Genomic DNA, 26207 nt, shown 5'->3' with positions numbered 1-26207 from the left:
CGCCCAAGTCACGCCCAAGTCACGCGTTCATTTGACCATGACTGGTTCGACGCGACGCCTGTGAACGGACTCGGTATCGAAGACAGTTTGGAACTCTATCGGATCACCCGCTGCACCGACGGCGCTCGTCGAGCCCGGCTTGGAGATTCCAGTTGCGCTTTCCGTCGTCGAAGCCGCCATGGCCTTCGAAAGCCGATAAGCCTCCGGCTCGATCAGCGCCCGATGGTGTTGAAATTCCCGGCCTCGCTCGACTCCAGAGATCACGGCCACCGTCCTTCTATTGGGGCCCGACCATCGGCCGCGCCAGATCTCAACAACCATTAAGCATCCAAAATCATACCAAAGCAAGTCGCGCGTTTACGAATTTGCAGAACCTGAGACACGACGTTGATAGATGCATCCGATTTGATCGTTTCAGGTGCCTGATGCCGCCGCCGCGGGCACAACAACTCTCGGGCACGCTTTTCGATCTGAAGTTCCTGGATGAGTATGCGGCAAGTGATGCAGGAACTTCAGATCGGCGGCACTAGAACGTCGCACTCAGACCCAGGCGCGGGCCGTGGATGTAGCGATCGAGTGTCTGCTTGGTGTCCGTGCTGAAGGTCTGGTTCAATACATTGAAGTAGGCATCCAGCCGGTAGCTGGCGCTGAGCTTGAGGTTTGGCATCATCCAGTACGACACGCCCGCCTGGACATCCGCGTTGAAGACGGTGGCGAAGCGCTGGTCAGTCGACCTGTCGAGGAAGTTGACACCTCCAAAGAGGATGAGCGGATCGTTGGCGGTCGTCGTCGACGACGTACTCACCAGTTTCTGGTTTCCAAACAGCACGGCGGCATCGCCGAGATAGTCGAACGCCCAGTTGCCCGCGAATGGAACTGAACCTTCGATCCCGACACGCGGACCGGCGCCGAAGAAGCTGCTTCGCTGACCGTTTGCGTCCGTCTGGCTGGTTGAGAATTGACTGATAAGAAGCGATCCATTGCCGAAAATATCAACCGGCTTGGCGAAGGTACCGGCGTTGCTGATCTTGTTCGTTGTGCTCGTCTCGCTGACGAATTCCGCCAGGCGCAGGCCGAATTTCACCTGCATCGCGGACGCACCGGCGCCAACAACGTCCCGCCCGACTGCGATGTCAGCCAGCCAATGCGTTTCCTTGTTCGTCGCCGCAATCGATTGGCTGCCGCTCAAGCTGGAAAAAGCCGTTCCAGCCAGAAGTGCCGGATCAATTCCCGGGTTTGCCGACGATGCGAAGCCGCTGGCCTTGCCCTCGCCGTAGCGGAATTGTCCGCTGACGTGCCAGGGTGAAGCCGCAAAGCGGTAGTCGAAGCCGGCCGCCGCCTCCCAGCCCACCTTGGGAGTCAGATCGAACGATCCCGGAGCGCTAATGCTGAACAGGCCGTTGCCCCCTAGCCTGCTGAAATCGGTGAGGCTGTAGTCCGATGCGACCGGGTCGCCGCCGCTCCAGATCGCGCCGCCTTCGCCCCAGACCCGGAACTGGCCGGGCGATTCGACCGGCCGCGCCTTGTAGGCCAACGGCAGATCGGCAGCGAACGCGCCGAACGGATCGGAGTACGTTGCATCGGCTTTGGGGGCAGCTCGCGGCTCGACCGACGACGACTTCAACGTCGCATTCTGTTCGCGCAAGGACTTGTTCTGACGCAACGCCGCGTTCTCCTTGCGGATCGCAGCATTTTCCTTCTCCAGCATATTGAGCCGCACCACCATGTCGTCATTCGATGCCGCATGCGCGGCGCCGGCCGCGCCGATGCCAAGCGCCAAGGCCATGACAAAACTTTTCTTCATGATCGGCTCATCCCATTTTTTTAAATGGCGCCACCACAGCAGCGCGACTGCAACAAATGTTTCCTAAGATGGCGGGCGCGAAAATCCGGCATATGCCGGGGGTGGAGATACTTTGCGACCGGCTGTGACAAAGCGGCCACGCGGTCGCCGGACTCAGCCGCGCCGAATCAGCGGCTGCGTGCTCTTCAGCAGCGCAACAAGCTGGCTTTGGAGCCCTTACCGTTCCGATAGAATCGGAACGGAAGCTCTGGATTCTTGTTTTGGCGCGTTTTCTTCGCGCAAACGCTTCGCGTTTGTCGCGGGGGATGCGTCGAACAATTTTTGCGAGCATTGAGCATCGCTAAAGGCCGACGCTCCTGCCGGCTGTCGCTCCGGCAGATTGAGGTCTGCAGCGCCTCAGAAATGAAAGTTCACGCCAGCACGGACGATGTGGCCGGTGGTGCTATATTTGAAATTTCCGGTCTCATAGGGTGAGCCGACGACGGTGACCGCCGTGAACGAGGTGTCGCCGAGGTCGTAATAGAGATACTCGCTGCGGATCGACCAGTTCTGAGTGATCATCTGCTCGATGCCAGCGCCCGCGGTCCAGCCGACACGCCAGCCGTTTTGCGCGCCCAGCAGCTGCGATCCGCCCGCCGCCACACCGGTCGGTCCGGGCGCGATGTACGCATTGGCCCGCACGTCGCCGTAGGCAAGGCCGGCGGTGGCGTAGAACAGCGTCGCCCCGGCGGCGAAACCTACGCGGCCGCGCAGGGTGCCGAAGGTCTGCATCTCCTGGTGGAAGCTGGTGGTGACATCGTAGTCGCCGAGCGTCACCGCGGCGTTGCGGTTGATGCTGTTGTAGGAGAGATCGGTCTCGACGCCGAACAAAAGATTGCCCACTTGCGTGTCGCAGCCGAGCTGTCCGCCGACGATGCCGCCACTGCCGTTGCCGGAGAGCGACGTCGGCACGTTGCCGAGCGTCTGTGACAGCAGCAGATCCGGATCGTTCGCCGTGATCGACGTGGAGCTGCGGGGCTGGTGGACATAGCCGCCGCTGACGCCGGCATAACAGCGGGTACTGCTCCAGGGCAGCGACTGCACCTCGGTGTAGGGCAGCGGTGGCGGCGGGGCTTCGGCGCGTCGCGGTGGCCTCGGCCGCTCCCGCCGCGGGGCGTCGTTGCGCGGCAGCGTCGGCGTGGTGCCGGAATCGCCGCAGGGACAGATCGGGCCGCCGGAGCCCACGCCTTCGGTGTTGAGCGCGCGGGTGCGCTGGCGCTCCTCGAGCCTGCGCGCGGTGACGGCGAGGTCACTGTCGGGATGGCCGAGCAGGAAGGCGCGATAGGAGGCTTCGGTGTTGACGGCGGTTGCCGTCTGCCATGCCACCATCTCGCGGCGGCGGTTCAGCAGGCCGCGCACCTGCGGCGCGTAGGGCGGCGTCGCGACAACAGCGACAAACGCCGCATAGGCCTGCACGGTGTCGTCAGCGACCACGAGCTCGTAGGCCGCCTGCGGCGTCTTGCCCTGCAACTGCCTCTTCCAGGCGTCGACCGAGCGCTTCGGGGTGGAGGCGCGGGTGTCGTCCTGGCCCTTCTGCGGAAAGAAACGGAAGGCGTCGGTCAGCGACGAGGAATCCCACGGCGTCTGGCGACCGCTGGTGTCCCGATTGACGGCGACGCGCACGCGCTTGAACGTGTCCTCGATCGACAGGCCCGGCTCACGGGCGGCCATGAGCAGCGCCGTGGTGTAGGGACTGTTGACGCCGCGGCCGTCCTCGGCTTCCGCGCCAGGCGAGGTCGAATAGGAGATGAAGGTGCCGGCGGCGCTGGTCTTGGCATCGACGATGGCGAAGCCGTGGCCCGCTGTCTTGGCGAGTTCGGGGAAAGGGTTGTTGCGGCAAGCGTCGAGCAGCAGGATGCGCATCTTGCTGGGAACCGACGCCAACGTGTTCAGCACGTCATTGAGCCGGACCGCCTGCAAGGGAATGTCGGCCTCACGCTTGGGATCGACATCGACCGGTACTAGAAAGTTTTCGCCATCGATCTGCAGGCCATGGCCGGCGTAGAACATCAAGGCGACGGTGTCCGGCCCTTTGGCCGCAATCTTGTTGGAAAACGCCGTCACTGCCTCGCGCATGTCCTTCTGCGACAGATCGGATGCGGTGACCACGTCGAATCCGGCATCCGTCAGAAGCTGCGATATCATCCTGGCGTCGTTGGCGGGATTGGGTAGCACCGTTACCGACCGGTAAGCCGACTCGCCGATCACCAGTGCAACGCGGCTTTCGGCGTGGGCGGCATGAACGGCGATCAACTGGACTCCGAACAGAAAAGCGACGATCAGCAGCGCGAATTGCAGCGGGCGGCGCATCGGGTTACCTCGCCGCCGAATCGAAAAAACCGTCGATTCCAATGCTGCGGGCCAGCAGTAATGGTGGCGGAGAGTCTGCGGCTGGCCCGGTTTTCAACAGGCAAGAAAAGCGGTTACGGATCAAGCCATAGAACGGACCGACCATTGGTATCTTCCCCCGCGACCTGGAATAAGTCGCGCATTAAGAAGATAGCGAAACGAACTGGGGGGCGGACCCCGGCATATGCCGGTGACGCATGGTTTTACCCGAATGGTGTGACGATCTTGCCACGCAGGCGCGGGTCATGCAGGTGACCTGCGCCCTCAAAATTCCTCCAAGTAATGGGTAGAGTCCGTCGCTTGAGAGCTTGCGGCTGTTTGTCACAAATTCATTCGATCCAACGACGCCGCTTGCTGGAGAATGTCATGGATGACTATCCACAGCGCGGTCATCGCCATTCACCATCTTACCGATCGTCGCGTAAGGTTGTTTAGTTCATTGTCGCTTGCATCACGCTCACTTTATATCGGTCGCTCGATGGGATCGACGCCCGCAATTGATGCCACCTAGAGTGTTTCCCAGCGAAGTGGACACCGGTTCGCGTCAAGAAAACGCGTCAAAACGAAATGCTAGAGATCCGTTTCGATTCTATCGGAACGGAAATGGCCCTAGTACCCACTTTTGATCAAACGTGATTCAGAATCGGTGGGCACGTACAGTGTTTGCTCGTGTCACTTGGCTATGATTCCGGGTACTAGCTCACGAAGAGTCGCAATACGACCACCGCGATCACTCCGATCACGACGACCGCGATCAAAGGCAGTCGCCGCGCGGCGAATACCGTTATCAAGGCGGCGATTGTTTCGGCTGGTCCGGTCGTGAGAACCGCCGGGGCGATGACGGATACGAGCACCGCCGCCGGGATCTCATCGAACGCCGCCTTGGCCTTGCCCCTGAGTTGAAGCCTGTCGGCAAAGAAAAGCCCGCCAATCCGCGTGGCATAGGTCACGATGGCCATGCCGATAATGGCAAGAATGGTCGACGCAGAGATGCTCATGGCGTCGGCTCGGGAGCAGCAAGATACACCGCCGCGATGCCGACGATCGTCCCGATCAGCACGTGCCATGGGGCGCCGATGGTGACAAAAGCGATCGCTGAGGCAATCGCACTGGAGACCACTGCGTTTGCGGTACTCCCCCCCTTCCAGAAGCCGGCAATCAACCCGATGAAAAGCGCTGTGAACGCGAAATCGGCACCCAGGCGCCGAGGATCGCCCAGGAACGCGCCTGCAAACGCACCGAGCGTGGTCCAGAACACCCAGTTCGTGTACAGCGTCCCTCCCATCGTCAGGAAGTAGGCCGGGGTCAGCGGCTTCGCTCGAACACGCCGCTCACTCAAGGCCCAGTTCTCATCGGACAGGACGTAGAACCCAAGCAGCCGCTGCAAGGTTGTGAAAGAGGCGGTTTTCGGCGCCAGCGACGCGCTCATCAGCAGGTTGCGAAGGTTGACCAGCAGGGCGGACAGCACGATCGCCGCGACGGGAACCGGCTGCCCCCAAATCTCGATCGATGCAAACTGCGCGGCGCCGGCACAGACCGTGGCCGACATCAATGCGACTTCCATCGGAGAAAGTCCCTTTCCCACACACAGCGCGCCAAACAACAGACCAATTGGGATGGCGGCGACCGCGGCCGGAAAAATATCTCGCAAACCATCGCGGATTTCATCGCGTGGACGCATTGAAACCGCCGAGCCTGTCGTTGTCATCGCGGGCCTTCCTTCGCATCTCACGAACGTTAGAATTCGCGCGCGACATTGGCAAGGACGGGTCGAAGAGAGTGGAGCTGAAACGAGCCCTGGTATCCCGACGTTCGCTCGGACCCTGCTGAAAATGACGCCAACTTCGGATGCATCGGAGGCACGAATGTCCTGAATCCGAAGCTCGCATCACTTAACCGCAGCTTCGGAACGAGCTTCGGATCCGATCGGCGGTCCTAGACCTTCATCTTCAGTCGATAGGCATAGCTGTCGCCGCGGAACAGGCCCTCGACATATTCCAGCATGCGGTTGGTCTGGTCATAGGTCCGGCGCTTGATCAGCAGTGAGGGCAGTGGCTCGGTGAAGCCGAAGATCGCGCATTCCGCCATATCGGGGGAGGTTGCTTCAATCGTCTGCTCGCAATGAGCCGGCGGGGCACCATGCTCGGCAAGATAGGTATAAATGGACCCGGACAGGTCGGCGTGTTCAAGGCTTTGACAAGCATCAAGGCTGTACCACGCAATCTCGCGCGACAGCGGGATGCCATCGCCGAGCCGCACGCGGATGAGCTTCAGAAACCGCGCCGTCGACGGCAGGCCGAAGATGGACGCGATCAATCGGTCGCTGAGAGCCTGTCGCTCCAATATCCTTGACGAGGGCGTGCGGCCGAGCTCCTGCATCTCCTGAGTAAAGCCCTTCAGGCGGTTCATGCCAGGCTCAAGGACGGTTTCCGATTTCTGGACAATGTACCCAAGACGACCGTGAGCTGCGAGCAGCCGACGTTTCCGCAGCGCATCGTAGCAATGTTGCACGGTCGTCCGACTCAAGCCCAATTCAGCCGCCAGGTGGCGTTCTGCCGGCATCGTCGCGCCAGGAGCCAGCCTGCCCTGCTTGATCATGGACACAAGCTGCTCCTCAAGCTGACGATAGAGCGGCATGGCCGTGTCTTCGCGGAGCTTGAGGCCGTCAATCAGGCTGCTGGGCGCTGGCTTGGAAATTTTGGTACCGTTCAATTATCTACTTAACCGTTGTAATACTAAAGGAAAACGATCTCGCGGCGGGAGTTATCCCGATTATCGTTGCCAAATCAATGTACGGGCGGTTCATGCAAAACAATATTCACCTCTTTGTCGTCGGCAGCTTCGTCGCGGCAAGCGCCGCTAAAGTCGAGAAACTTCCCAAACCCGGCGAATCCTTGACGGCGCACGCCTTTGCTCTGGAACCTGGCGGCAAGGGGTTCAACCTTGCCGTTGCCTGTCGACGATTGGGCGCCACGGTGGATGGGATCCTGCCGGTTGGCGACGATATGCTGTCCGGGCTTGCGGAGCCGGCGCTGGAGCGCGCCCGACTCCCCGGCGAGATGCTCCGCCGGCTTCCGGGGTCGACAGGCGCGGGCATCGGTTTCATCGATGCCCAAGGAGAGAATTGCCTGGCGGTCTTTCCGGGTGCGAATGCACGCCTTGGCGGGAGCGATGTGCGTGAAAAGCAAGCTGCGATCTCGCAGGCAGACATAACTCTGGCCCAGTTTGAAGTTGGCGACGAGCCCATCATCGCGGCGTTCGAGATCGCGCGCGATGCGGGCAAGACGACGCTTCTCAACCCCTCTCCGTTTCGCAAGCCGGACCATCGGCTTCTTGCACTGACAACCATCCTGGTCGTCAATGCGAATGAGGCTGCGGACATGGCATCAGACTTGGCATCAGACTTGGCCTCGGATGTGGCTGGAGCGAGCAGGCCACCTTTTGATGCCCATGAGCTTGCAGAGATCCAGGCTTTCGCCGAAGCCGTCATGACCATGGGCCCCACGATCGTTGTCGTGACACTCGGGCAGGGAGGGGCTGTCGTCTGCCGCAGCAAGCACCCGCCTCTGCACCAGCCGGGCTTTCCCGTTGTCGCGACCGACACATTGGGAGCGGGCGATGCTTTCGCAGCCGGGCTCGCGGTCAGCCTGGCCGAGGGAGAGCCCTGGGAAAAAGTCATGGCGTTTGCGAACGCTTGCGGTGCCGTTCTCGCCAGCACCTGGGGGGTTTTCGATGCGTTTCCGGACCGGGCGACCGTGGGTGCTGTCCTGCGCGAACATCTTTGACGAAGCCGGCAACCGTCCCGCCACTTCCCCATCGCGCTCCGTTGGACCATCGCTGTCGCGCCACATGACTCCGGCCGTCGTCCGTCCGATCCCGCCCGCGTCACCGTAAGTCCCTCCCTGTGAGCCAAAATTGCAAAGGCCTCGGCAAGAACCGTCGGAGGCAGCGCTTCGGCCTGACCAAATTGGGCTCATTCCTCCCCCTCCCCGCAACAAGAATTCAAGAATATGGCTTTAATTTGGTATTAATTTGGACTCTTAATGGTATCTAAATGGAGCTGTTGCGCGTGCTGGTCCGGACTTTGGACGTCCGAACCGCATGACCGATCGCCGGAGGTAGAAACAAACATCCGAGATTCGAAGTGAGTGATCGCACACACGATGATTCCACCGAACGGTTGATGTGCCGTCGGTTTGTTTCCCTCAGCTTCAGATGAGCACGCTGGCTTTGTCCGGCAATCATGCGCTCGCGTCTTGAATGGCGGCGCGCCGGGTCCGGCATTTGGCTGCGGAGCAGATGAGCGTTTTCGATTTCCGAATTACATGTGATCATCGACGAGGGCATCCATGTTCAATGCAAGCCGGCGGCTTTTCATCAGCGCGTTCGCATTCGGAGCAACAACCGTTGCAGCCGGCCGTTCAATAGCAGCACCCGGCGATGGGCATGCCGTTGGCTACGATGTCGCGCCAGCGTCCGATTATCTGAAAACGATTCCGCGCAAGTCAGGCGATCCCGTCGTATTCACGGCTTCACTGGACAAAGGGCCGATCAAGGCGACGTCCGGCGGCTGGGCTCGTGAGGTCACGACGCGCGGGCTTCCGATCGCCACCGGCATCGCAGGCGCGCACCTGTTCATCAACGCGGGCGGCGCCCGTGAGATGCACTGGCACGACTCGGCCGAGTGGGCCTACATCGTCGATGGGCATTGTCAGGTCACAGTGGTCGATCCCGAGGGTCTGACCGAAATCGTCAATCTCTCCCCGGGTGATCTCTGGTATTTTCCAAAAGGCCATGGTCACTCGATCCAGACCCTCGGGGCCTCGCCCTGTCACGCCATCCTGGCGTTTGACGACGGGCTCTATTCCGAGCACGGCACGTTCGGCATCAGCGACTGGATGAGCCGCTACGATACCCCGGCGCTTTCACAGGCTTTCGGCGTATCCGCGGAAACCTTTGCACGAATCCCGAAGGCCGAAACCTACATCATGCAGGGCGAGATATTGCCGCTGGACGGCCCGCAGGCCCGCGCGACCCGCGAACTCGACCGCAGGCGAAGTCACCGCTACGCGCTGATGGCGCAGAGGCCGAAAGTCAGCACGCCCGGCGGCGCGCTTTACGTGGCCTCGGCCAGGGAATTTCCGATGTCGACGACGTTGACGGGAATCGTCCTGAAACTGAAGCGCGGCGCGATGCATGAGCCGCATTGGCATGTCGATGCCAATGAATGGCACTATGTGCTGAAGGGGCGAACCCGGGTCACACTGTTCGCGCCCGACAAGCGAATTGCCGTCGCCGAGCTCTCACCGGGCGAATGCGCCTACATTCCCCGCAATTGCGGGCACTCGATCCAGAACATCGGCGCCGATGACGCCGAGATCGTCGGCGTGCTGGACAGCGGCGCCTACCGCGAAAGCTCCCTGTCGGATTGGCTGGCGAAGGCGCCGCGCCATCTGCTGGCCAACAATTTCGGCATCCCGGAAAAGGACCTCGCCAACTTCGGCAGGAAGCGCATGGTCATTTCACCGCCGGTGGCTTGAGGCTGACGGTGCGGTGCCGAAGTTCGATTGAGCGGGCTTGCAAGAAACGCCAAGCGCAAAAGTGCGCAACGGCAATCGGAGGATTTACGATGATCGTCAGTCTTCGCGCCTGCGCCGCCTTGTTCGGTGTGAACGATGCTCCGTCCGGCGCTGCGACCGCGGTCGGCGACACGTCCTCGGCGACAAGAGCGTTTTCGAGCGAAGTGGATACCGGTTCGCTCGCAACAAACGCGAAGTGTTTGCGCGGCAAAAACGCATCAAAACAAGAAAGCAGAGCCCCGTTCCGATTTTATCGAAACGCAAAAGGCTCCGGCACCAATGTCTCGGCCTGCGGCTTCTCATGACAATGATCGGACCGGAGCTTCTGTCCAGCGTCATAGACATGATATACGAGGCGACTTCCGAGCCATCGCGGTGGCAGGACGCCATCGATCAGGTCCGCATCCTGTTCCATGGTTCAGCGGCGTGCTTCGTCCGGAGCGGCCCCAACCTTGCGCCGACCGATATGATCAACGCAAATCCCGACCCCACGTACCAGCGTCGCTATATCGAGGAACATGCAGGGCGTCCCGAAATCTATGCCGACGCACTGGAGGCCGCTCCGGTCGGAACGATCTACAGCGATCACGCGCTGATCGGAGATGACATCTTGCGGCAGAGCCGCTTCTGGAATGAATGGATGGCCCCGCAGGACATGTATGGCGGCCTCGGCAGCAAGCTGCTGGCGTCCGGTCCGTCGTTCTGGTTCCTCGACGTCCAGCGCGGGCGCAACCAACAGGCCTTCGACGCGGCCGACGCCGAGTTGCTGAAATTCGTCGTGCAGCACATCGCGCGCGCGGCCGATCTCAGCCACAGGATTCAATCGGCGCAGGCGTTGATCTCAAGTTACGCACATTTGCCGGTCGGCGTCCTGCTCGTCGATGCCCAGCTGCGCATCGCACATGTGAACGAGGTGGCCGAGGACATCCTCATGCGCCAGGGAAGCCAGCTGCGCGTGAAGTCCGGCGTGTTGGCAACAGCGGACGCAAGACATACGGCTGCGTTGCAGCAGTTCGTCGCGGACGTCTGTACGGTTCACGACGGTGTCGCGCCAGGTCGCGGCGGCGATCTTTTGCTTCGCGCCAGCGGGGCCGACGGTCCCGGCATCGATGTTGCGCTGACCGTCGGCCCGATGGCCGGCAAAGGCGCATCCCCGTTTTTGCAGCCACGGCACGCAGTCATCTACCTGCGCGAGGTGTCATTGGCGCTGCCCGGTGGTTTCGAAGATCACGCCCGCCAGTTGTTCGACCTTACGCCCGCCGAGGCGCGGCTTTCAGCGGCGCTCGCGAGCGGCCTGGTCCTGAAGGACGCTGCGATTCATCAGGGCATTCGCTACAGCACCGCGCGTTCCTACCTCGAAGGCATTTTCCGCAAGACCCGCACCAATCAGCAAAGCCAGCTTGTCGCGCTGCTGAAGAGCACGCAGCCGCTGATTCCGCGCCGCTGAGTCCGGCGGCCGCGTGGCCGCTTTGTCACAGCCGGTCGCAAAGTATCTCTACCCTGGTATATGCCGGGTTTTCGCGCCCGCCATCTTCGGAAACATTTGTTGCAGTCGCGCTGCTGTGGTGGCGCCATCGAATCCGAGGGAGCAAGAAGATGCAATTCAACTGGTGGGGCAAATCGGCCATTGGCCCGACCTCTATCATTCCGACCTGCTTTTGTTTGATATTCGGATTCGCCTTGTTGTTCGGCGCTCGGTCGTCCGAGGCGGCCGACTATGCCGCGGGGGGCGGCGCGAACACCACCGCAAAGCGTCGACGCTTCGCATTTACCCAAGAATGCGACAACCAGTGCGACAACCAAAAAGCCGACTGCAAGCTCCCCGCCGGAAAACCCAACTTGATCGCGCAAGCAAGGTTGCAACGGCCCCGGCAACGAAAGGTCCGCAGACGCCTTCGGCCCGATCGAATTGAGCTCGTTCTTCCCTTCCCTCTCTCCGTGGCGAGAACCTAGAACATGGTTTGCACTGGTATTTATTACGGTAGGCCCGGCGTCATTCGAAGAAATTTTGCAATTTTCTCGGAAGCGCTTCAGGACACTTACCCGGCGCAGACGCAGGCGCGGGCGCAGGTCTTCGCCTGCATGACACGTTATCATGCAGCAGATTTATCGTGCAGTAGACTTGGCGGATTGCTGAAAAAATCGGGTTCTGAAAGCAATTTTCTTGATGCTTGCGAGTTGGATAACCAGAGCAAGACCAGGCTGACGCGCGGTGCCGAGGCTCGATTGAGCGCGCCTGCAAAAACGCCAAGCGCAAAGAGCGCCAAAGGAGCAAAAGGAATCGGAGGATTCACGATGATCGCCATTGTTCGCGCCTGCGCCCTTGGGATCGCCCTGCTCGTCACCGCAATCGCCGCTGCGCGGGCCGCGAATCAAACGGTTGTTGTCGAACTCGGTAACGTGTCGACACTCGCGCTCGACAAACCCTACGAGACCGTCCTGATCGGAGCCCCCGACATCATCGATGTTCACAGGCGCGACGATCGCACGGTCGCCCTCGAGCCGCTGAATCCCGGAGTGACGAACATCGTTTTCGTGGACGACCAGAATATCGTCATCGCCAACATCGAGCTCCTGGTTCGCCAGCCGGCCATCGGTGTCATCGATAGAATTCCGCAGCTAGTCAGACGGTCCGTTCGTTGATGAAGCCGATAGCTTGCAAGTGCAGCCTACGGAATGACAGTGAAGCGGATTCTGAAAAACCTTCGGCGTTCTGCGGAATGATGGTTGAGTACACAGGCACCGTCGTCTCGGGTGGCGCTGCTGCGAGGGTTGCGTGACGATCATATTTGCCGATCTCACTTACGGTCTGTTCACGGTGTTCAACGGCCTGCGACTGGTCTCGTATCTGCCCCAGATCGTCAGGATCGCGCGCGACCGCAACGGCGCCTCGGCCATTTCCTATTCGACGTGGCTGCTTTGGACGGCCGCCAACGCCGCAACCGGCCTCTATGCCTGGGTGAACCTGAACGATTGGAGCCTGGCCGGAATGAACGCCGCCAACGCCGCGTGCTGCGGAACCGTCATTGCCCTGACAATAGCAAGTCGGCGGCGCTGGTTGGTTGCCCATTCCATCGGGCGCGGCATGGATCGCGGCCGCGAGTCGAAGGACGTTCACGATTCGGATTGCGATCTCATCGCGACAGGCGATCGGACGTTTCCTGAAGAGACGCAGGCTTTTTTTGGGCTTGGATAAGATTGTGAAGTCGTCAGAATCACACCGTAACAGGCGGATAGTGCCATTCTCTGAATTTGGTTGGCTGTTATCGGCATCGCCGAAATTGGCAGTTTATCTTTCAAGTTTCGCAGGAAGTTGCATGAATCCGTCAGTCCGAATTGGCACGTACATCACCGCAGTGCCTGAAATAGCGAGCGAGATTTTTGATGGCGAACTCGTCATCGCGAACTACAAATCCGGCCTGTACTATTCCATCTCCATCGAGGGATGCTGGATCTGGCAAGGTTTGGCTCACGGCCTCTCGGTTTCGCAGGTTGTTGAGTGGCTCTCGGATCACTTTCCAGGTCAGGCGAGCGGACTCGTGACGCTGATCGAGGATTTTATCGGAAAGCTGGTGACTGAGGGATTGGTCCTCGAGGCTTCGACGAGCAATCGCGCGCCCAGCGAACTCCCGGCCTTGACTGGAGAGGTCTTCGCTCCGCCCGTGATTGAGCGTTTCGACGATCTCCAGCAACTTCTCCTGCTCGATCCCTTTCACGACGTTGATCAGGCGGGTTGGCCGCGACGCCCAGCCGACTGATGTCTATTTTCCGGTCGATTGTCGAACTTGCCTTTAAATCCGCATCCATCGATGCGAACGTGTCGTCCGGCGCGTTTTCCCTCCGCTTGAGCCTTGATGAATGGGCAAACGATCAGGACGTGCTGTCTTCATTCGCAGGCATCGAAACGCGGTCGAACCCGCCATCGGACTTTAGAACGGCAATACTGGGCGGCACCCGCCTGCCATCGTCCTTCTTGCCATCCGATGTCTCAAGACACGCTATCTATGAAGATGATCGCTATCTCACCGTATGGCTGCCCTTCCCCGACGGTGTGCTCTATGTTTGGGATTTTGAAAACTGCGCCGGCGTTATGTGGTGCACCACGGAGACGATGCCGTCCTGGCTGCTCAGCCGGCCCATCCTTCCTCTCCTCCATGCCTACGCCAGCCAGACCGAGTGGTGCCCCGTTCACGCGTCCGCGGTCGGCCGCAACGGCGAGTTTCTCTTGATGATTGGCCCCGGCGGCGCAGGCAAAAGCACTGCCGCCTTGTCGTGTGTTGCCGCAGGCTGGCAGTATGCGGGCGATGACTTTGTCCTGATCAATCCAACACAGCGTCTCGTCAAGCCGCTGTATGCATCCGGACGCTTGCGCGTCGGCGGACCTGAGCGGCTGGCGGCAAGTCTCTCCCGCTTTATTTTTGCGGAATCCAACGAGGGCGATGAATCGAGACTGGAAATGCGCTTCAGCACAGGCGACAGACAAATTCCCATCGAAGGTGGCACCATCGCGCGTGTTCTCATTCCACGCCGCAGGGGCGACCCGGCGTTTCAAATCGAACGCGCGAGGCCGGCCGATGCCTTTGCGTGCATGATTCCGTTTACACGGGTTTATACCCCCGGGCGTGCCGAGCAGTTGACGAAGAAAATACTGTCGGCGGCCGGAATGGTCCCCGCATATTTTGTCGAGACAGGGCGCGATGCCATGGCGATTCCGGCCGGCCTCCAAACGATTCTGGACGGTGCGCCGTGAGCGCGGGCAAGACCAATGTCAGCGTGGTGATGCCCGCCCTCAACGGCGAAAGGTACATCGCTCTCGCAATCGAATCCGGTTTGAGCCAGCTCACCGACGACGACGAATTGATCGTCGTTGACAACGCGTCGACCGATTCTACCGCGCGCATCGTGAAGGCCATCCCCGATCCGCGCATCAAATATCATTACGAACCCAGGAGCGGTGCCGCCGTCGCAAGGAACAGAGCCTTTCGTCACATGCAGGGGACGTTCGTTGCATTTCTGGATTGCGACGATCTCTGGCCCGACGGCCGGCAGCAGGGTTTGATGCATTGCCTCGATGAGAACCCGGCGATCGATGCCGCCTACGGGAGAATCAGGTTAACAGATGAAGGCGGTCTCGATCCGCGATTTACGCAGCTCGATGGAGTCTTGACTCCATTTTTGAGCCTGTCTTCGTTTTTGTTTCGCCGCATCATTCTCGAGAAAGCCGGAGAGATGGATGAAACGCTCCTTGCCGGTGAAGACACCGACTATTTGATCCGTCTTCAGGAGATTGGCATGCGCGCGCTGACCTGGGACGGTGACGCCTCGATCTATAGAAGACATGAGACCAGCACGACGGTGATGCGTCAGACAGTGAATACCGATCTGCTGAAGGTTTTGTCCCGAAAAATTCACAGAAATCGAATTGAAAAGAAATGACCCGCGAAACCACCTCAGTGGTCATGTCGGTATGGAATGGAGGCGCTTACCTCAAGGAAGCGATCGATAGCATCCTTGATCAGACTTATGCGCCGATCGAGCTCGTTGTGGTCGACGATGGTTCGACCGATCAGACAAACTCCATCATCAGGGCGTACGGTGATCGCGTTCGATTGCTGACACAGGACCATAGCGGACAGTCCGTGGGCCTTATTGCCGGAATTGCCGTTGCAACGGGCCGATATCTTGCATTCCTGGATGGCGACGATATCTGGACCCCCGACAAGCTCGCGCGGCAACATGCGGCCCAGGCGGACACCCGGCTCGAGGCGGTCTTCTGCCTGTCGAAGCAATTCGTGAGCCCAGAGCTGGCCGATGCGGCAGGCGAGGCCAGGCCGCGCAAGGACGTGCTGGTGCGCGAATTTGCCGGTTGCATGCTGATCCGGCGGCCAGCTTTCGACCGCATTGGAAATTTTGATCCCTTGTCGAAAACGGCATTCGTTGAATGGCTTGGCCGCGCCAAGCACATGGCGCTTCGCTATGCGGTGATCGAAGAGGTTCTTCACCATCGTCGTTTGCATGCGTCAAACTTCGGGAAAATTTTCTCAGAAGAGCGCGACAAGAGTCTCCTCGCCGCGTTGCGGCTGCAAATTGTTCGATCAAGGAGCGGAGGCCGCGACGAAGATGATCCGTTGGCGCAAAGCGATTGAGGCGAACGGGAAATAGCCAGGTTTCGTCGGTCTCGTGAACAGCGATGCTCGGACGGCTTAAGCTATGGCTCGCTTGGCCGGCAATTCAGCCGAGGCAAAAATCAAATTGGGAATGATTCCGGTGATTGAACACACGGGACTACTGAGCGAACAACAGCGTCTCGTGCTCAGGGCGGCGACCGGTTCGGGACAATCGGCGATTGAGGCCTTCCAGCGCTGGCGCGCTCTGATGCCGCTCGACGCGATTGAGCACTCCGCTTTGAGAGTTATTCCGCTCCTTCTGGCGCTCGTGAAGCGAGAGGGATTGGACGATCCCGATCTCCGCCGGATGAAGGGAATTGAACGCCACATATGGGCTTCGAATACCCTCCGTTTTAAGCAGCTTTTTCAAGCCCTGACCGCCATTCGGCGTGCGGGCGCGCCCTTCGTCGTGCTGAAGGGCGCAGCGCTTTTTGCCACGATGCCGGAAATTGCGGCTCTGCGCACCAGTGGCGATTACGACGTTTTGGTCGATCCGTCGCACATGGGGGCTGTGCGGCGCGAACTGGAAGCCGCCGGCTTCACCATGAAGGGCTTTTCATTCGACGACCTCGACGGCGAGTTGCAAAGCAGTACGACTGGAAGTGCCCCGATTACGCTCGTTGGCTCTTCGGACGAAGTTGACATCCATTGGCGCGTACTTCCCAACCTTCGCGACCCGAAGCTGACCGAACGGATCATCAGATGTTCGGAGGAAGGGGCGCTCCATCAATATAAGGTGCCAATACCCAGTCCGGTGCATCAGCTGTTCACCTGTCTTGCCCGATGTGAGCGCTGGGATAAGGACGAGTGCTTCACGAGACTGTTGGAAGCATACTTCTTGCTGTCGAAGTGCGGCGATAGGCTGGATTGGGTTGAGCTTGAAAGATTGATTGCGCAATACCGGCTGGAGGCGTGGGCATCGGCGTTTTTTAGCGAGCTTGTCAAGGCAACAGACATTGGTGTTCCTGTGGCTGTGAGAAAGCCGCCTCGTCCCTGGTGGTTCATGTTGAAAAAAGAATGGACGGTACGCGGCACTCCCCCATCCGAGCGAACGGATTTGGAGCGATGGCTCCTGCAATATAACGACGCTAGATTTTCCCGGAGCAGTCCGGACGACTGGAGGCTTACATTGCGCGAAGCCCTGGTTGCGACCGGAGGTCGAGGCGACAGGAGTCTCGAGGCTTATTGGCGCTCAGCCAGTCGTCGAACCTCCAACAAATCCAATGGTCGCATCAAGTTTCTGTACGGCTTTTCATTTCCGGAAAAGTGGGGCCGTTGGACAGACGGCCATTGGGCTCTCGCGATCATTCCGCTGAACAGTGAGCAAAAGAAGGGGGCACCCGTTCAGATTCGTGGACATGTCCTCAACTCGGGCCAGCTCACAAGGATTTTTATGTCGGGAGGAATCGAGCGAAAAAAGCTGGAAGTCCCGCAGGGACAATCGGATGCGGTTCTGTCGCTTCGTTTGCAATCACTTGAAGCTCTTGACGGAGACGGCTTGCTGGCTCTTTGGTTACCGGATGCAATTTCACCCAAGGCGCTTGGAATGAGTGGCGACTACCGCATGCTCTCCCTTGGCATTCATCGGATCTGGTTTTAAGCGTGATCGCCTTCCGTCAGCAGAGGGGCCTGCTGGCTGGTCGCTAGACGGAGCGCTCATTCGACACCCCCTTCTCGCGGATGAGTTCGGCGAAATCCCCGCGGCCGAAGAAGTCGGCCCACCCCAATGCAGTCGCGTGACGCCCACATGAGCCGCTGGGCATTGAGGTCGACGCCATGGGCGATCAGCCACCAGATGGTGTCCAGGTCCTCTTGTTGACGGCAAGACGCATGGCGGTGGTGTCGGCCCCATCAGGCCCGATCCCCGAGAGATCGTCGCGTAACATCGCCTCGGCCGCGTTGTAACGTTTCAAGTTCAGCGACGTCAGCAGGTCTAAAACAATTCCGGCGGCCGAAAGGCCGACACGAAGCTTTGATCCGCGCCCTCCAGGGAGGCCGTCGTCAATGCGGTCGCCCCGTTGCATCCTGTCGGTTTCGATCTTGGCAGCGGCTCCGCAAAACGTACACCCACCGCCAAAGCTCGCGAATAGGTCCGCATACCTGTCCTTTGCTGCATTGCAACTACGCCTATGCTGCCATGCGAAGACGTTGGTTGTTGTGGCATCTGGTATACGTTATTTAGATCCCATGCCGCCGGACACACCGGCCCAAGAAATCAGGGATCACTTCGATGTCCAACACCGCTTCGCTCGGCCGCCTGCCCCCCCAGAGCCTGTTCGGCCGCTTTCTCAGCCTGATCGAAACCGGCCTGGACAAGGTCGCGCAGATTGCCGCGCGCAACGGCGACCAGCCTTATTTCGGCCTCTGATCTGACAAACGCGTCGCTCTTTCAAGGGCTTGACGCTTCGGATCGGCTGACTATCTGAGTTTCCTCCCGAGATGGACCTTTCCTCCCAAGGACCTCTCGAAACCTGGGCCCCGGATTTTCCGGGGCCTTTTTTCTTGCGTTTTCGCGTCAGACCGTCGCACCCAATCCGGTCAAAAAATCAGCCCTTGCATATTGGTATATATTATACCAATATGCCGAGGACACACGGCCCCGCCGTGGGTTATTCGAACCTGATTGTTCCGATTTTCTTCCCTGACTTTTCTAAGGCCCCGGTTCTCCGGGGCTTTTTTTTATTTTCAGGTGTTTTCAGGCGACCTTCCCCCGGCACGAATGATTGCTGCGCAGCCCCTCCGACTTTCGCAAGGGTGTGTCAAAACGTCCTTGCAAATTGGAATATAGTATACCAGACTTCCCGCTGGTAGCGCCCGGCTCAAAAGCCACAAACCAATACGCGCCCCGGAGGACACATGACTGTTAACCCGCAATCGTCTGCGCCCCTGCCCGCTGAAGGCGGCGGCTTCCGCTGGCTTCAACTTGCGATGGGCATCGTCTGCATGGCGATGATCGCCAATCTGCAATACGGCTGGACGTTGTTCGTCGATCCGATCGATGCAAAGTACCACTGGGGCCGCGCGGCAATCCAGTTCGCCTTCACGATTTTCGTCGTCACCGAAACCTGGCTGGTGCCGGTCGAAGCCTGGTTCGTGGACCGCTACGGCCCGCGCGTGGTCATCATGTTCGGCGCCGTCATGATTACGCTGGCCTGGGTGCTGAACTCGATGGCGAGTTCGCTGCTGATGCTCTACGTCGCCGCCGTGGTCGCCGGTATCGGCGCTGGCTCGGTGTACGGCACCTGCGTCGGCAATGCGCTGAAATGGTTTCCCGATCGCCGCGGTCTCGCCGCCGGCGCCACTGCCGCCGGTTTCGGCGCCGGCGCAGCACTCACCGTGGTGCCGATCGCCAAGATGATCGCGAGCAGCGGCTACGAGCAGGCGTTCCTCACCTTCGGCATCGGCCAAGGCATCATCGTGTTCGTCCTCGCGCTGTTCCTGCGCAAGCCGGAGCATGCGATTCCGCCGCGCAAGAAGCAGCTCAATTTGCCGCAGACCAAGATCGACTTCGCGCCGTCGCAGGTACTGCGCAAGCCGATCTTCTGGATGCTGTACATCGTATTCGTGATGGTGGCCTCGGGCGGCCTGATGACCGCGGCGCAGATCGCGCCGATCGCTCATGACTACAAGATCGCCGCGGTGCCGGTCAGCCTGCTCGGCTTCCAGATGGCAGCACTGACGTTCGCGATTTCGCTCGATCGCATCTTCGACGGTTTCGGCCGACCCTTCTTCGGCTGGGTGTCCGACAACATCGGCCGCGAGAACACCATGTTCATCGCGTTTGGTACCGCCGCCTTGATGCTGCTGACGCTGGCCACCTACGGGCAGAACCCGGTGGTGTTCGTGCTGTCGACGGCGGTGTATTTCGCGGTGTTCGGCGAAATCTACAGCCTGTTCCCCGCCACCTGCGGCGACACCTTCGGCTCCAAGTTCGCCGCCACCAATGCCGGCATGCTCTACACCGCCAAAGGCACCGCATCGCTGCTGGTGCCTATCGCGAGCGTGGTCGCGGCCACCTATGGCTGGCAGTCGGTGTTCATCATCGCCGTGGCCCTGAACGCGCTCGCCGCACTGCTTGCGGTGTTCGTGATCAAGCCGATGCGCGCCGCGTTCATCAACGGCCACCAGGATGCGGCGGCCTCTGAGGGGGCAACGCAGAAGGCAAGGACTGCGTAAGGGATTGGCTTGAACTTCGACCGGGCGTTCGCGCCCGGTCTGTCTCCGGCGAGATCATTAAAAGCGTGCATCGTCGGATGCGCGCTTTTTTCTTGTACTCAGTCTGTAGGGCGGGTTAGTCCTACTGAGTCAGTAAGATTAGTCCTACTGAGTCAGACGGTCGCAGTCATTGAGGCTGAGAATCAAGTAATTGAGGAGATTCAATATTTGGCGCGCGGAGGGCCGGATGAATCTCGATCAGGGTGGGGATAGCGAAACGCGGTTTGCGGAGTATGTAGCCGGTCTTGGAAGCGTGATCGGTCACGTGGAGCGGACGAGACCGCTGCGCGACTATTGCACGGGCCTGATGCTGCCTGGGGAACGCAAGAGCGTGGAGCCGATGGCGGCGCGGACGGCTCCAGCGCGCACGGCGGCACAGCATCAGTCGTTGCTGCATTTTGTCGCCAACGCGGCCTGGTCGGACGAGGACGTGCTGACCAAGGTGCGCGATTTGGTGCTGCCGGCGATCGAGAAGAGCGGGCCGATCGAGGCGTGGATCATCGACGACACCTCGTTCCCCAAGCAAGGCAAGCATTCGGTCGGCGTGCACCACCAATATTGCGGGCAGCTCGGCAAGCAGGCCAATTGCCAGGTGGCGGTGTCGCTCTCGATCGCCAATCATGCCGCCAGCCTTCCGGTGGCCTATCGGCTGTACTTGCCGGAAGCCTGGACGAAGGATCGTGCCCGGCGGAAGAAGGCAGGCGTGCCGAAGCAGATCAAGTTCAAGACTAAGCCGCAGATCGCGCTGGAGCAAATCCGCTGGGCCTGCGAGAGCAGTCTGCCACGCGGCGTCGCGCTGATGGATGCGGCCTACGGCAGGGACGCGCGGCTGCGTGCCGGCATGACAGAATTGGGCTTGCCTTACGTGGTCGGCATCGTGCCGACCATCTTGATGTGGGCCCCTGGCAGCGGCCCGCGGCGGATGGACAAGCCGATGAACAACACCGGCCGCCGCGACGAGCCCGAACTGGTCTCGGCCAAAAAAGTGGCACTCAGTCTCCCGAAGCAGGCCTGGCGCACGGTGGCGTGGCGGGAAGGCTCGGCCGACCAGCTATCCTCGCGCTTTGCGCGGGTGCGTGTCCGCGTCGGGTACAACAAACTGATCCCCGAGAAGCTGTCGCCGGAGTGGCTGCTGATCGAATGGCCGGAGGGCGAAGCAGAGCCGACCAAATACTGGCTCGCCACGCTGCCGGAGAACGTCAGCTTCACGCAGCTCGTCAATCTGGCCAAGCTGCGCTGGCGCATCGAGCGCGACTATCAGGAGCTCAAGCAGGAGGTCGGGCTCGGTCACTACGAGGGGCGCGGCTGGCGTGGCTTCCATCATCACGCAACCCTGTGCATCGCGGCCTACGGCTTCCTGATCGCCGAACAGGCGACGATTCCCCCCTCAGAAACTTGTTCCGCCGCGCCAGTCCAGGTCCCTCCCTTACCCGACAATTATCGACCCAGAGGATCTGCCCTTGCGGCCTGAACGCCACGTCCCGAACTCGATCGCAACCATGCGCGTGCGGTTGAGCCGGGCCCTCAGCAAAACAATCATACGATGCCCTTGTTGCGGCGCCGTCGCAGCATCACCCACGCGCAGAAAAATCATGACGCAGTAAGATTAGCGCAGCGTAACCCGCCGCCACGCAACGCGCTGACACGAAGGGCGGATTACGCTGCGCACCTAACCAGACAGACCAGACTCGGCATAGTGCAAACCGGCGCGCTCGACGTCACGGCGCACGTCGTCGTGCCTTCTCCTGTATGGCGTCACGCAAACTATCAAAGAAAGAAAAGGGCATACCGTCGGCTTCATTACCGCCCCGACATAGCCCCGGAACACTTTGCAGACCCGGATTCGATAATCTCGCATTTTTGCGTTCCTAGACGAAAACAAAGGCATCTCAAGCAGGCGGAAAGTCCGCCGGCATTTAAGTACCCGGAGCATCAAATTAGCGGAGGCTCGCCCGCGTTGAGCGCGAGTGCATAATAGTAAGTCGCCAGGCAACGCGGTGACGCGAATGGCGGATTACGCTGCGCTAATCCGCCCTACAGATTCTTGCTCGTGCCGCGCTCAGACCTGCCGCGGATCGACGATGATCTTGACCCGGTCCTCGGGCGAGGCCAGCGCCGCGAAGGCGGCCGCCACGCCGGAGAGGCCGACAGTGCCGCTGTACATCGGCGCCACGTCGATCACGCCCTCGGCCACATCGCGCAGCGTGCGCGCGAATTCGTCCGGCGTGTATCCCAGCACGAAGCGCAAACGGATCTGCTTGATGATCGCCAGCGCCGGCACCAGGCGATCCTCCTCCATGCAGACGCCGACCACGATCACCTGGGCCAGCGGCGGCCCACCCTCGATGATGGCCTGCAGCAATCCCGGCACGCCGACGCACTCGAAGATCAACGGCGAGCGGCCGACACGCCCGGTGATGCGAGCCAAACCGAGTTCGGCCAGGGTCGCCGGCACGTCGAAGCCGGCCCAATGCTGGTGCGGTGAGGTCTCGGCGGGATCGACAACGATATCGGCCCCCATCGTCTTGGCCATGCGGCGGCGCGCCCGCGAATAGTCCGAGGCCACCACCGGTTCGACACCTCTGCGCTTGAGCGCGGCAATGACCGCGAGCCCGACCGGACCGCAGCCGATCACCAGCGCCACCGGCTGCCCCGACAGGTCAGCGGCTTCGACCGCGTGGGCGCCGACCGCCATCGGCTCGACCATCGCGGCGTATTCGGAGCGCAATCCGTTCGGCACCTCGAGCAAGGTTGCTTCGGTCAGCGCCATGCGCTCCGCAAAGCCGCCGGGGAAACGGCTGGAATAGCCGATGGTTTCCGGCCCGTTCGGCCCGATGGCGAGCGGCACCGACACCACCCGCGTGCCTGGACGAATCCGCGTGTCGGTGTTCGGCCCGTGATCGAGCACTTCCGCGCAGAACTCATGCCCCATCACCAGGTCGTGCGCGGGATCCAGTGAGCTGGCCGAGCCGGCGCGCCGGTTCATGGCCACCAGAGTGTCGAGATGATGCACCGCATGGAGATCCGATCCGCAGATGCCGCAGGCCAGCGTTTTGACCAGCACCTGGCCTGGTGACGGCACGACATCGGCGATCTCGGTCGCAATCAATGCCGTCCCGCGGCGAACGACCGCCTTCATGTGGGCCTCCCCTGTTTTTGTTGTCGATTCTCGATGTGGGAGCTGGAGCTAATCACACCTTCGGCGGCTTATCCCTGCCGGGGCACGCATGGCGACCCTGCCGATCCGCAAATCGTCGGACGGCCTCCGGAATTGACATCCGCGCCTTTTTCAGTTCTGGTATACATAATACACAATGCCAAAAAAACGGCGATCAGCGCTGGCTTGGCGCAGCAAGCCAGGGACCCAAGGGAGAGCAAACGACATGAATATTCACGAGTATCAGGGCAAAGCGATCCTGAAGGAGTTCGGCGCGCCGATCTCCGCGGGCGTGCCGGCCTTCACCGCCGAGGAAGCGGTGGCCGCGGCGAAAACCCTGCCCGGCCCGGTCTATGTGGTGAAGTCGCAGATCCATGCCGGCGGCCGCGGCAAGGGCAAGTTCAAGGAGTTACCTGATAACGCCAAGGGCGGCGTGCGGATCGCCAAGTCGATCGAGGAGGTCGGCGCGTTCGCCAGGGAGATGCTGCAGAACACCCTGGTGACAGCGCAGACCGGCCCGTTCGGCAAGCAGGTCAACCGGCTCTACATCGAGGATGGCTCCGACATCGACAAGGAGTTCTATCTCTCGATGCTGGTCGACCGCGTCACCTCGCGTGTTTCGTTCGTGGTGTCGACCGAAGGCGGCATGGACATCGAGGCCGTCGCCCACGACACCCCGGAAAAGATCATTTCGTTTTCGGTCGATCCCGCCACCGGCGTGATGCCACATCACGGCCGCACCGTGGCGAAAGCGCTCGGGCTGACCGGCGACCTCGCCAAGCAGGCGAAGCAATTGACGCTGCAGCTCTACGCTGCCTTTGTCGCCAAGGACATGGCGATGCTCGAGATCAACCCGCTGGTGGTGACCAAGGGCGGTGAACTGCGCTGCCTCGACGCAAAAATCAATTTCGATTCCAACGCGCTCTATCGCCACGCCGACGTGGTCAAGCTGCGCGACCTCACCGAGGAGGACGAGAAGGAGATCGAGGCCTCGAAATACGATCTCAACTACATCGCGCTGGAAGGCGAGATCGGCTGCATGGTGAATGGCGCAGGCCTCGCCATGGCCACCATGGACATCATCAAGCTCTATGGCGCGACACCGGCGAACTTTCTCGATGTCGGCGGCGGCGCCACCAAGGACAAGGTGGCGGCGGCCTTCAAGATCATCACATCGGATCCCAATGTGAAGGGCATCCTGGTCAACATCTTCGGCGGCATCATGCGCTGCGACGTCATCGCCGAGGGCGTGGTCTCGGCGGTGCGCGAGGTCGGCCTGAAGGTGCCGCTGGTGGTGCGCCTCGAAGGCACCAATGTCGAACTCGGCAAGAAGATCATCGCCGAGTCCAAACTCAATGTGGTCTCCGCGGACGATCTCGACGACGCCGCACAGAAGATCGTTCGCGCCGTGCGCAAGGAGGCTGCATAAATGTCCATCCTGATCGACAGCAATACGAAAGTGATCTGCCAGGGCTTCACCGGCAAGAACGGCACCTTTCATTCCGAGCAGGCCATCCTGTACGGCACGAAAATGGTCGGCGGCACCTCGCCGGGCAAGGGCGGCTCGACCCACCTGAACCTGCCGGTGTTCGACACCGTGGCCGACGCGCGCGAGGCGACCGGCGCCGACGCCAGCGTGATCTATGTGCCGCCGCCCGGCGCGGGCGATGCGATCTGCGAGGCGATCGCAGCCGAAGTGCCGCTGATCGTGTGCATCACCGAAGGCATTCCGGTGAAGGACATGATCAAGGTGAAGCGCGCTTTGGAAGGCTCGAAGTCGCGCCTGGTCGGCCCCAATTGCCCGGGGCTGATGACGGCCGGCGAATGCAAGATCGGCATCATGCCCGGCAGCATCTTCAAGAAGGGCAGCGTCGGCGTGGTCTCGCGTTCGGGCACGCTGACCTATGAGGCGGTGTACCAGACCTCGCAGGTCGGCCTCGGACAGACCTCGGCGGTCGGCATCGGCGGTGATCCGGTGAAGGGCACCGAGTTCATCGACGTGCTGGAGATGTTCTTGGGCGATCCCTCAACCCAGTCGATCGTGATGATCGGCGAGATCGGCGGATCGGCGGAAGAAGACGCCGCGCAGTTCCTCAAGGACGAAGCCAGGCGGGGCCGCAAGAAGCCGATGGTCGGCTTCATTGCGGGGCGCACCGCACCTCCCGGCCGCCGCATGGGCCACGCCGGCGCCATCATCGCCGGCGGCAAGGGTGACGCCGACTCCAAGATCGCCGCGATGGAATCCGCCGGCATCCGCGTCTCGCCCTCGCCGGCGCGGCTCGGGACGACGCTGGTGGAGGTGTTGAAGCGGTAGGGTTCAGGATCTCTCATGAGGCGCTAGGCGTCTCTCCACATTCTACGTCATGCCCGCACTTGGTGCGGGCATCCACGTCTTCCTTGCCGCAACGCTGTTAAGACGTGGATGGCCGGGACAAGCCCGGCCATGACGGCGTCATTGGTCGATGCACCTTGACTCCCACTTACTGCGGCAAGCCATCCACAGCAAACGCCCGGAACTTCGCGTATTGGTCGCCGATCTTGCGGATCTCCAAATACTCCGGGCTGGCCCGCCACGCCTTGAGCTGGTCCACACTGTCCCACAGCTGCACGACGACACGCTTCGGCGGATCGCCTTCCAGAGCAGTGACCTTTCCGATCGACGAGCCAGCTCCGCCAACCGCCAGGAAGCGCCCGCCCGCTTTCTTGATAGCGGCCTGGGCCCTGGACGCAAACTCGCTCGCATAGGCATCCGGATTGCCGACATCGATTTCGACGATGTAATAGACCGGCGACTTCATCTGGGCGTGCAATCCCTGAACTGCGCCGGCACCCAGCACGGCTCCCGCAAGCATGCCCGCTGCGATTTTGCGATAACGTCCCATTTGGCATTCCCCTAC

General features: G+C 60.8%; 26 protein-coding genes. 17 read left to right on the top strand and 9 right to left on the bottom strand.

Annotation, left to right across the window (positions count from 1 at the left end; all coding sequences use genetic code 11):
* Positions 1–27: 27 nt before the first annotated feature.
* The 6 genes from RS897_RS23825 to RS897_RS23795 all read right to left on the bottom strand — a co-directional run bounded on the left by RS897_RS23825 (position 28) and on the right by RS897_RS23795 (position 6904).
* Positions 28–321, bottom strand: coding sequence for a hypothetical protein (locus tag RS897_RS23825; RefSeq protein ID WP_315831182.1), 294 nt, complete (start codon positions 319–321; stop codon positions 28–30).
* A gap of 205 nt (positions 322–526) precedes the next feature.
* Positions 527–1804 carry an Lpg1974 family pore-forming outer membrane protein gene (locus RS897_RS23820; protein ID WP_315831181.1) on the bottom strand — a complete coding sequence of 426 codons (1278 nt, stop codon included), beginning with the start codon at positions 1802–1804 and terminating at the stop codon, positions 527–529.
* A gap of 396 nt (positions 1805–2200) precedes the next feature.
* A complete protein-coding gene (locus tag RS897_RS42305) occupies positions 2201–4153 on the bottom strand; it encodes a caspase family protein (RefSeq protein WP_407654286.1) in 1953 nt (650 codons plus the stop codon).
* A gap of 734 nt (positions 4154–4887) precedes the next feature.
* On the bottom strand, positions 4888–5190 hold the full coding sequence (locus tag RS897_RS23805) for an AzlD family protein (RefSeq protein WP_315831180.1): 303 nt from the start codon (positions 5188–5190) through the stop codon (positions 4888–4890).
* Positions 5187–5900, bottom strand: coding sequence for an AzlC family ABC transporter permease (locus RS897_RS23800; RefSeq protein ID WP_315831179.1), 714 nt, complete (start codon positions 5898–5900; stop codon positions 5187–5189). The genes RS897_RS23805 and RS897_RS23800 overlap by 4 nt, the downstream gene beginning before the upstream one ends.
* Positions 5901–6127: 227 nt before the next feature.
* Complete coding sequence (locus RS897_RS23795) at positions 6128–6904, bottom strand: GntR family transcriptional regulator (protein WP_315831178.1); 777 nt, start codon at positions 6902–6904, stop codon at positions 6128–6130.
* A gap of 92 nt (positions 6905–6996) precedes the next feature.
* Between RS897_RS23795 and RS897_RS23790 the strand changes: the two genes are divergently transcribed.
* The 12 genes from RS897_RS23790 to RS897_RS23735 all read left to right on the top strand — a co-directional run bounded on the left by RS897_RS23790 (position 6997) and on the right by RS897_RS23735 (position 17538).
* Positions 6997–7977, top strand: a complete 981-nt coding sequence (locus RS897_RS23790; protein WP_315831177.1) for a ribokinase — start codon at positions 6997–6999, stop codon at positions 7975–7977.
* Between the two features lie 564 nt (positions 7978–8541).
* Positions 8542–9732, top strand: a complete 1191-nt coding sequence (locus RS897_RS23785) for a cupin domain-containing protein (RefSeq protein ID WP_315831176.1) — start codon at positions 8542–8544, stop codon at positions 9730–9732.
* Between the two features lie 89 nt (positions 9733–9821).
* Entirely contained in the window at positions 9822–10076 is a 255-nt protein-coding gene (locus RS897_RS23780) for a hypothetical protein (RefSeq protein WP_315831175.1), read from the top strand.
* 2 nt (positions 10077–10078) lie between these two features.
* The gene (locus RS897_RS23775) at positions 10079–11218 is read left to right on the top strand and encodes a helix-turn-helix transcriptional regulator (RefSeq protein WP_315831174.1); all 1140 of its coding nucleotides are present in this window, start codon (positions 10079–10081) and stop codon (positions 11216–11218) included.
* A gap of 149 nt (positions 11219–11367) precedes the next feature.
* Positions 11368–11724 carry a hypothetical protein gene (locus RS897_RS23770; protein ID WP_315831173.1) on the top strand — a complete coding sequence of 119 codons (357 nt, stop codon included), beginning with the start codon at positions 11368–11370 and terminating at the stop codon, positions 11722–11724.
* Between the two features lie 3 nt (positions 11725–11727).
* Positions 11728–12414, top strand: a complete 687-nt coding sequence (locus RS897_RS23765) for a pilus assembly protein N-terminal domain-containing protein (RefSeq protein ID WP_315831172.1) — start codon at positions 11728–11730, stop codon at positions 12412–12414.
* A gap of 175 nt (positions 12415–12589) precedes the next feature.
* Positions 12590–12967: a PQ-loop domain-containing transporter gene (locus RS897_RS23760; RefSeq protein ID WP_315831171.1), complete on the top strand. Its 378-nt coding sequence runs from the start codon at positions 12590–12592 to the stop codon at positions 12965–12967.
* Between the two features lie 121 nt (positions 12968–13088).
* A complete protein-coding gene (locus tag RS897_RS23755; RefSeq protein ID WP_315831170.1) occupies positions 13089–13529 on the top strand; it encodes a PqqD family protein in 441 nt (146 codons plus the stop codon).
* Positions 13529–14521 carry a hypothetical protein gene (locus RS897_RS23750; RefSeq protein WP_315831169.1) on the top strand — a complete coding sequence of 331 codons (993 nt, stop codon included), beginning with the start codon at positions 13529–13531 and terminating at the stop codon, positions 14519–14521. Before RS897_RS23755 ends, RS897_RS23750 begins: the two co-directional genes overlap by 1 nt.
* Positions 14518–15207, top strand: coding sequence for a glycosyltransferase family 2 protein (locus RS897_RS23745; protein WP_315831168.1), 690 nt, complete (start codon positions 14518–14520; stop codon positions 15205–15207). Before RS897_RS23750 ends, RS897_RS23745 begins: the two co-directional genes overlap by 4 nt.
* Positions 15204–15917 carry a glycosyltransferase family 2 protein gene (locus RS897_RS23740; RefSeq protein WP_315831167.1) on the top strand — a complete coding sequence of 238 codons (714 nt, stop codon included), beginning with the start codon at positions 15204–15206 and terminating at the stop codon, positions 15915–15917. The genes RS897_RS23745 and RS897_RS23740 overlap by 4 nt, the downstream gene beginning before the upstream one ends.
* Positions 15918–15981: 64 nt before the next feature.
* Positions 15982–17538 (top strand): nucleotidyltransferase family protein, encoded by a 1557-nt coding sequence (locus RS897_RS23735; RefSeq protein WP_315831166.1) that lies wholly within the window; start codon positions 15982–15984, stop codon positions 17536–17538.
* Positions 17539–17722: 184 nt separating this feature from the next.
* Here the strand turns inward: RS897_RS23735 and RS897_RS23730 are convergent, their stop codons facing one another.
* Entirely contained in the window at positions 17723–17962 is a 240-nt protein-coding gene (locus tag RS897_RS23730) for a hypothetical protein (RefSeq protein WP_315831165.1), read from the bottom strand.
* A 206-nt stretch (positions 17963–18168) separates the two neighbouring features.
* Here RS897_RS23730 and RS897_RS23725 point away from each other — a divergent pair, with 206 nt between their 5' ends.
* The 3 genes from RS897_RS23725 to RS897_RS23715 all read left to right on the top strand — a co-directional run bounded on the left by RS897_RS23725 (position 18169) and on the right by RS897_RS23715 (position 21624).
* Positions 18169–18306, top strand: a complete 138-nt coding sequence (locus tag RS897_RS23725; protein ID WP_315831164.1) for a hypothetical protein — start codon at positions 18169–18171, stop codon at positions 18304–18306.
* Positions 18307–18794: 488 nt separating this feature from the next.
* The gene (oxlT, locus tag RS897_RS23720; protein ID WP_315831163.1) at positions 18795–20114 is read left to right on the top strand and encodes an oxalate/formate MFS antiporter; all 1320 of its coding nucleotides are present in this window, start codon (positions 18795–18797) and stop codon (positions 20112–20114) included.
* A 226-nt stretch (positions 20115–20340) separates the two neighbouring features.
* Entirely contained in the window at positions 20341–21624 is a 1284-nt protein-coding gene (locus tag RS897_RS23715) for an IS701 family transposase (RefSeq protein WP_315831101.1), read from the top strand.
* Positions 21625–22212: 588 nt separating this feature from the next.
* Here RS897_RS23715 and RS897_RS23710 read toward each other — a convergent pair.
* The gene (locus RS897_RS23710; RefSeq protein ID WP_315831162.1) at positions 22213–23292 is read right to left on the bottom strand and encodes a zinc-binding dehydrogenase; all 1080 of its coding nucleotides are present in this window, start codon (positions 23290–23292) and stop codon (positions 22213–22215) included.
* Positions 23293–23536: 244 nt separating this feature from the next.
* Here RS897_RS23710 and sucC point away from each other — a divergent pair, with 244 nt between their 5' ends.
* Together sucC and sucD are read left to right on the top strand one after the other, a co-directional pair.
* Positions 23537–24739: an ADP-forming succinate--CoA ligase subunit beta gene (gene sucC, locus RS897_RS23705; protein ID WP_315831161.1), complete on the top strand. Its 1203-nt coding sequence runs from the start codon at positions 23537–23539 to the stop codon at positions 24737–24739.
* Positions 24740–25624 (top strand): succinate--CoA ligase subunit alpha, encoded by an 885-nt coding sequence (sucD, locus tag RS897_RS23700; RefSeq protein ID WP_315831160.1) that lies wholly within the window; start codon positions 24740–24742, stop codon positions 25622–25624.
* Positions 25625–25790: 166 nt separating this feature from the next.
* Here the strand turns inward: sucD and RS897_RS23695 are convergent, their stop codons facing one another.
* Positions 25791–26192, bottom strand: a complete 402-nt coding sequence (locus tag RS897_RS23695; RefSeq protein ID WP_315831159.1) for a DUF1330 domain-containing protein — start codon at positions 26190–26192, stop codon at positions 25791–25793.
* Positions 26193–26207: the final 15 nt, after the last annotated feature.

It is taken from the genome of Bradyrhizobium prioriisuperbiae, assembly GCF_032397745.1.
Lineage (GTDB): Bacteria > Pseudomonadota > Alphaproteobacteria > Rhizobiales > Xanthobacteraceae > Bradyrhizobium_A > Bradyrhizobium_A prioriisuperbiae.
The sequence above is the reverse complement of the archived record's forward strand: the minus strand, read 5'-3'. Positions and strand labels throughout refer to the sequence as shown.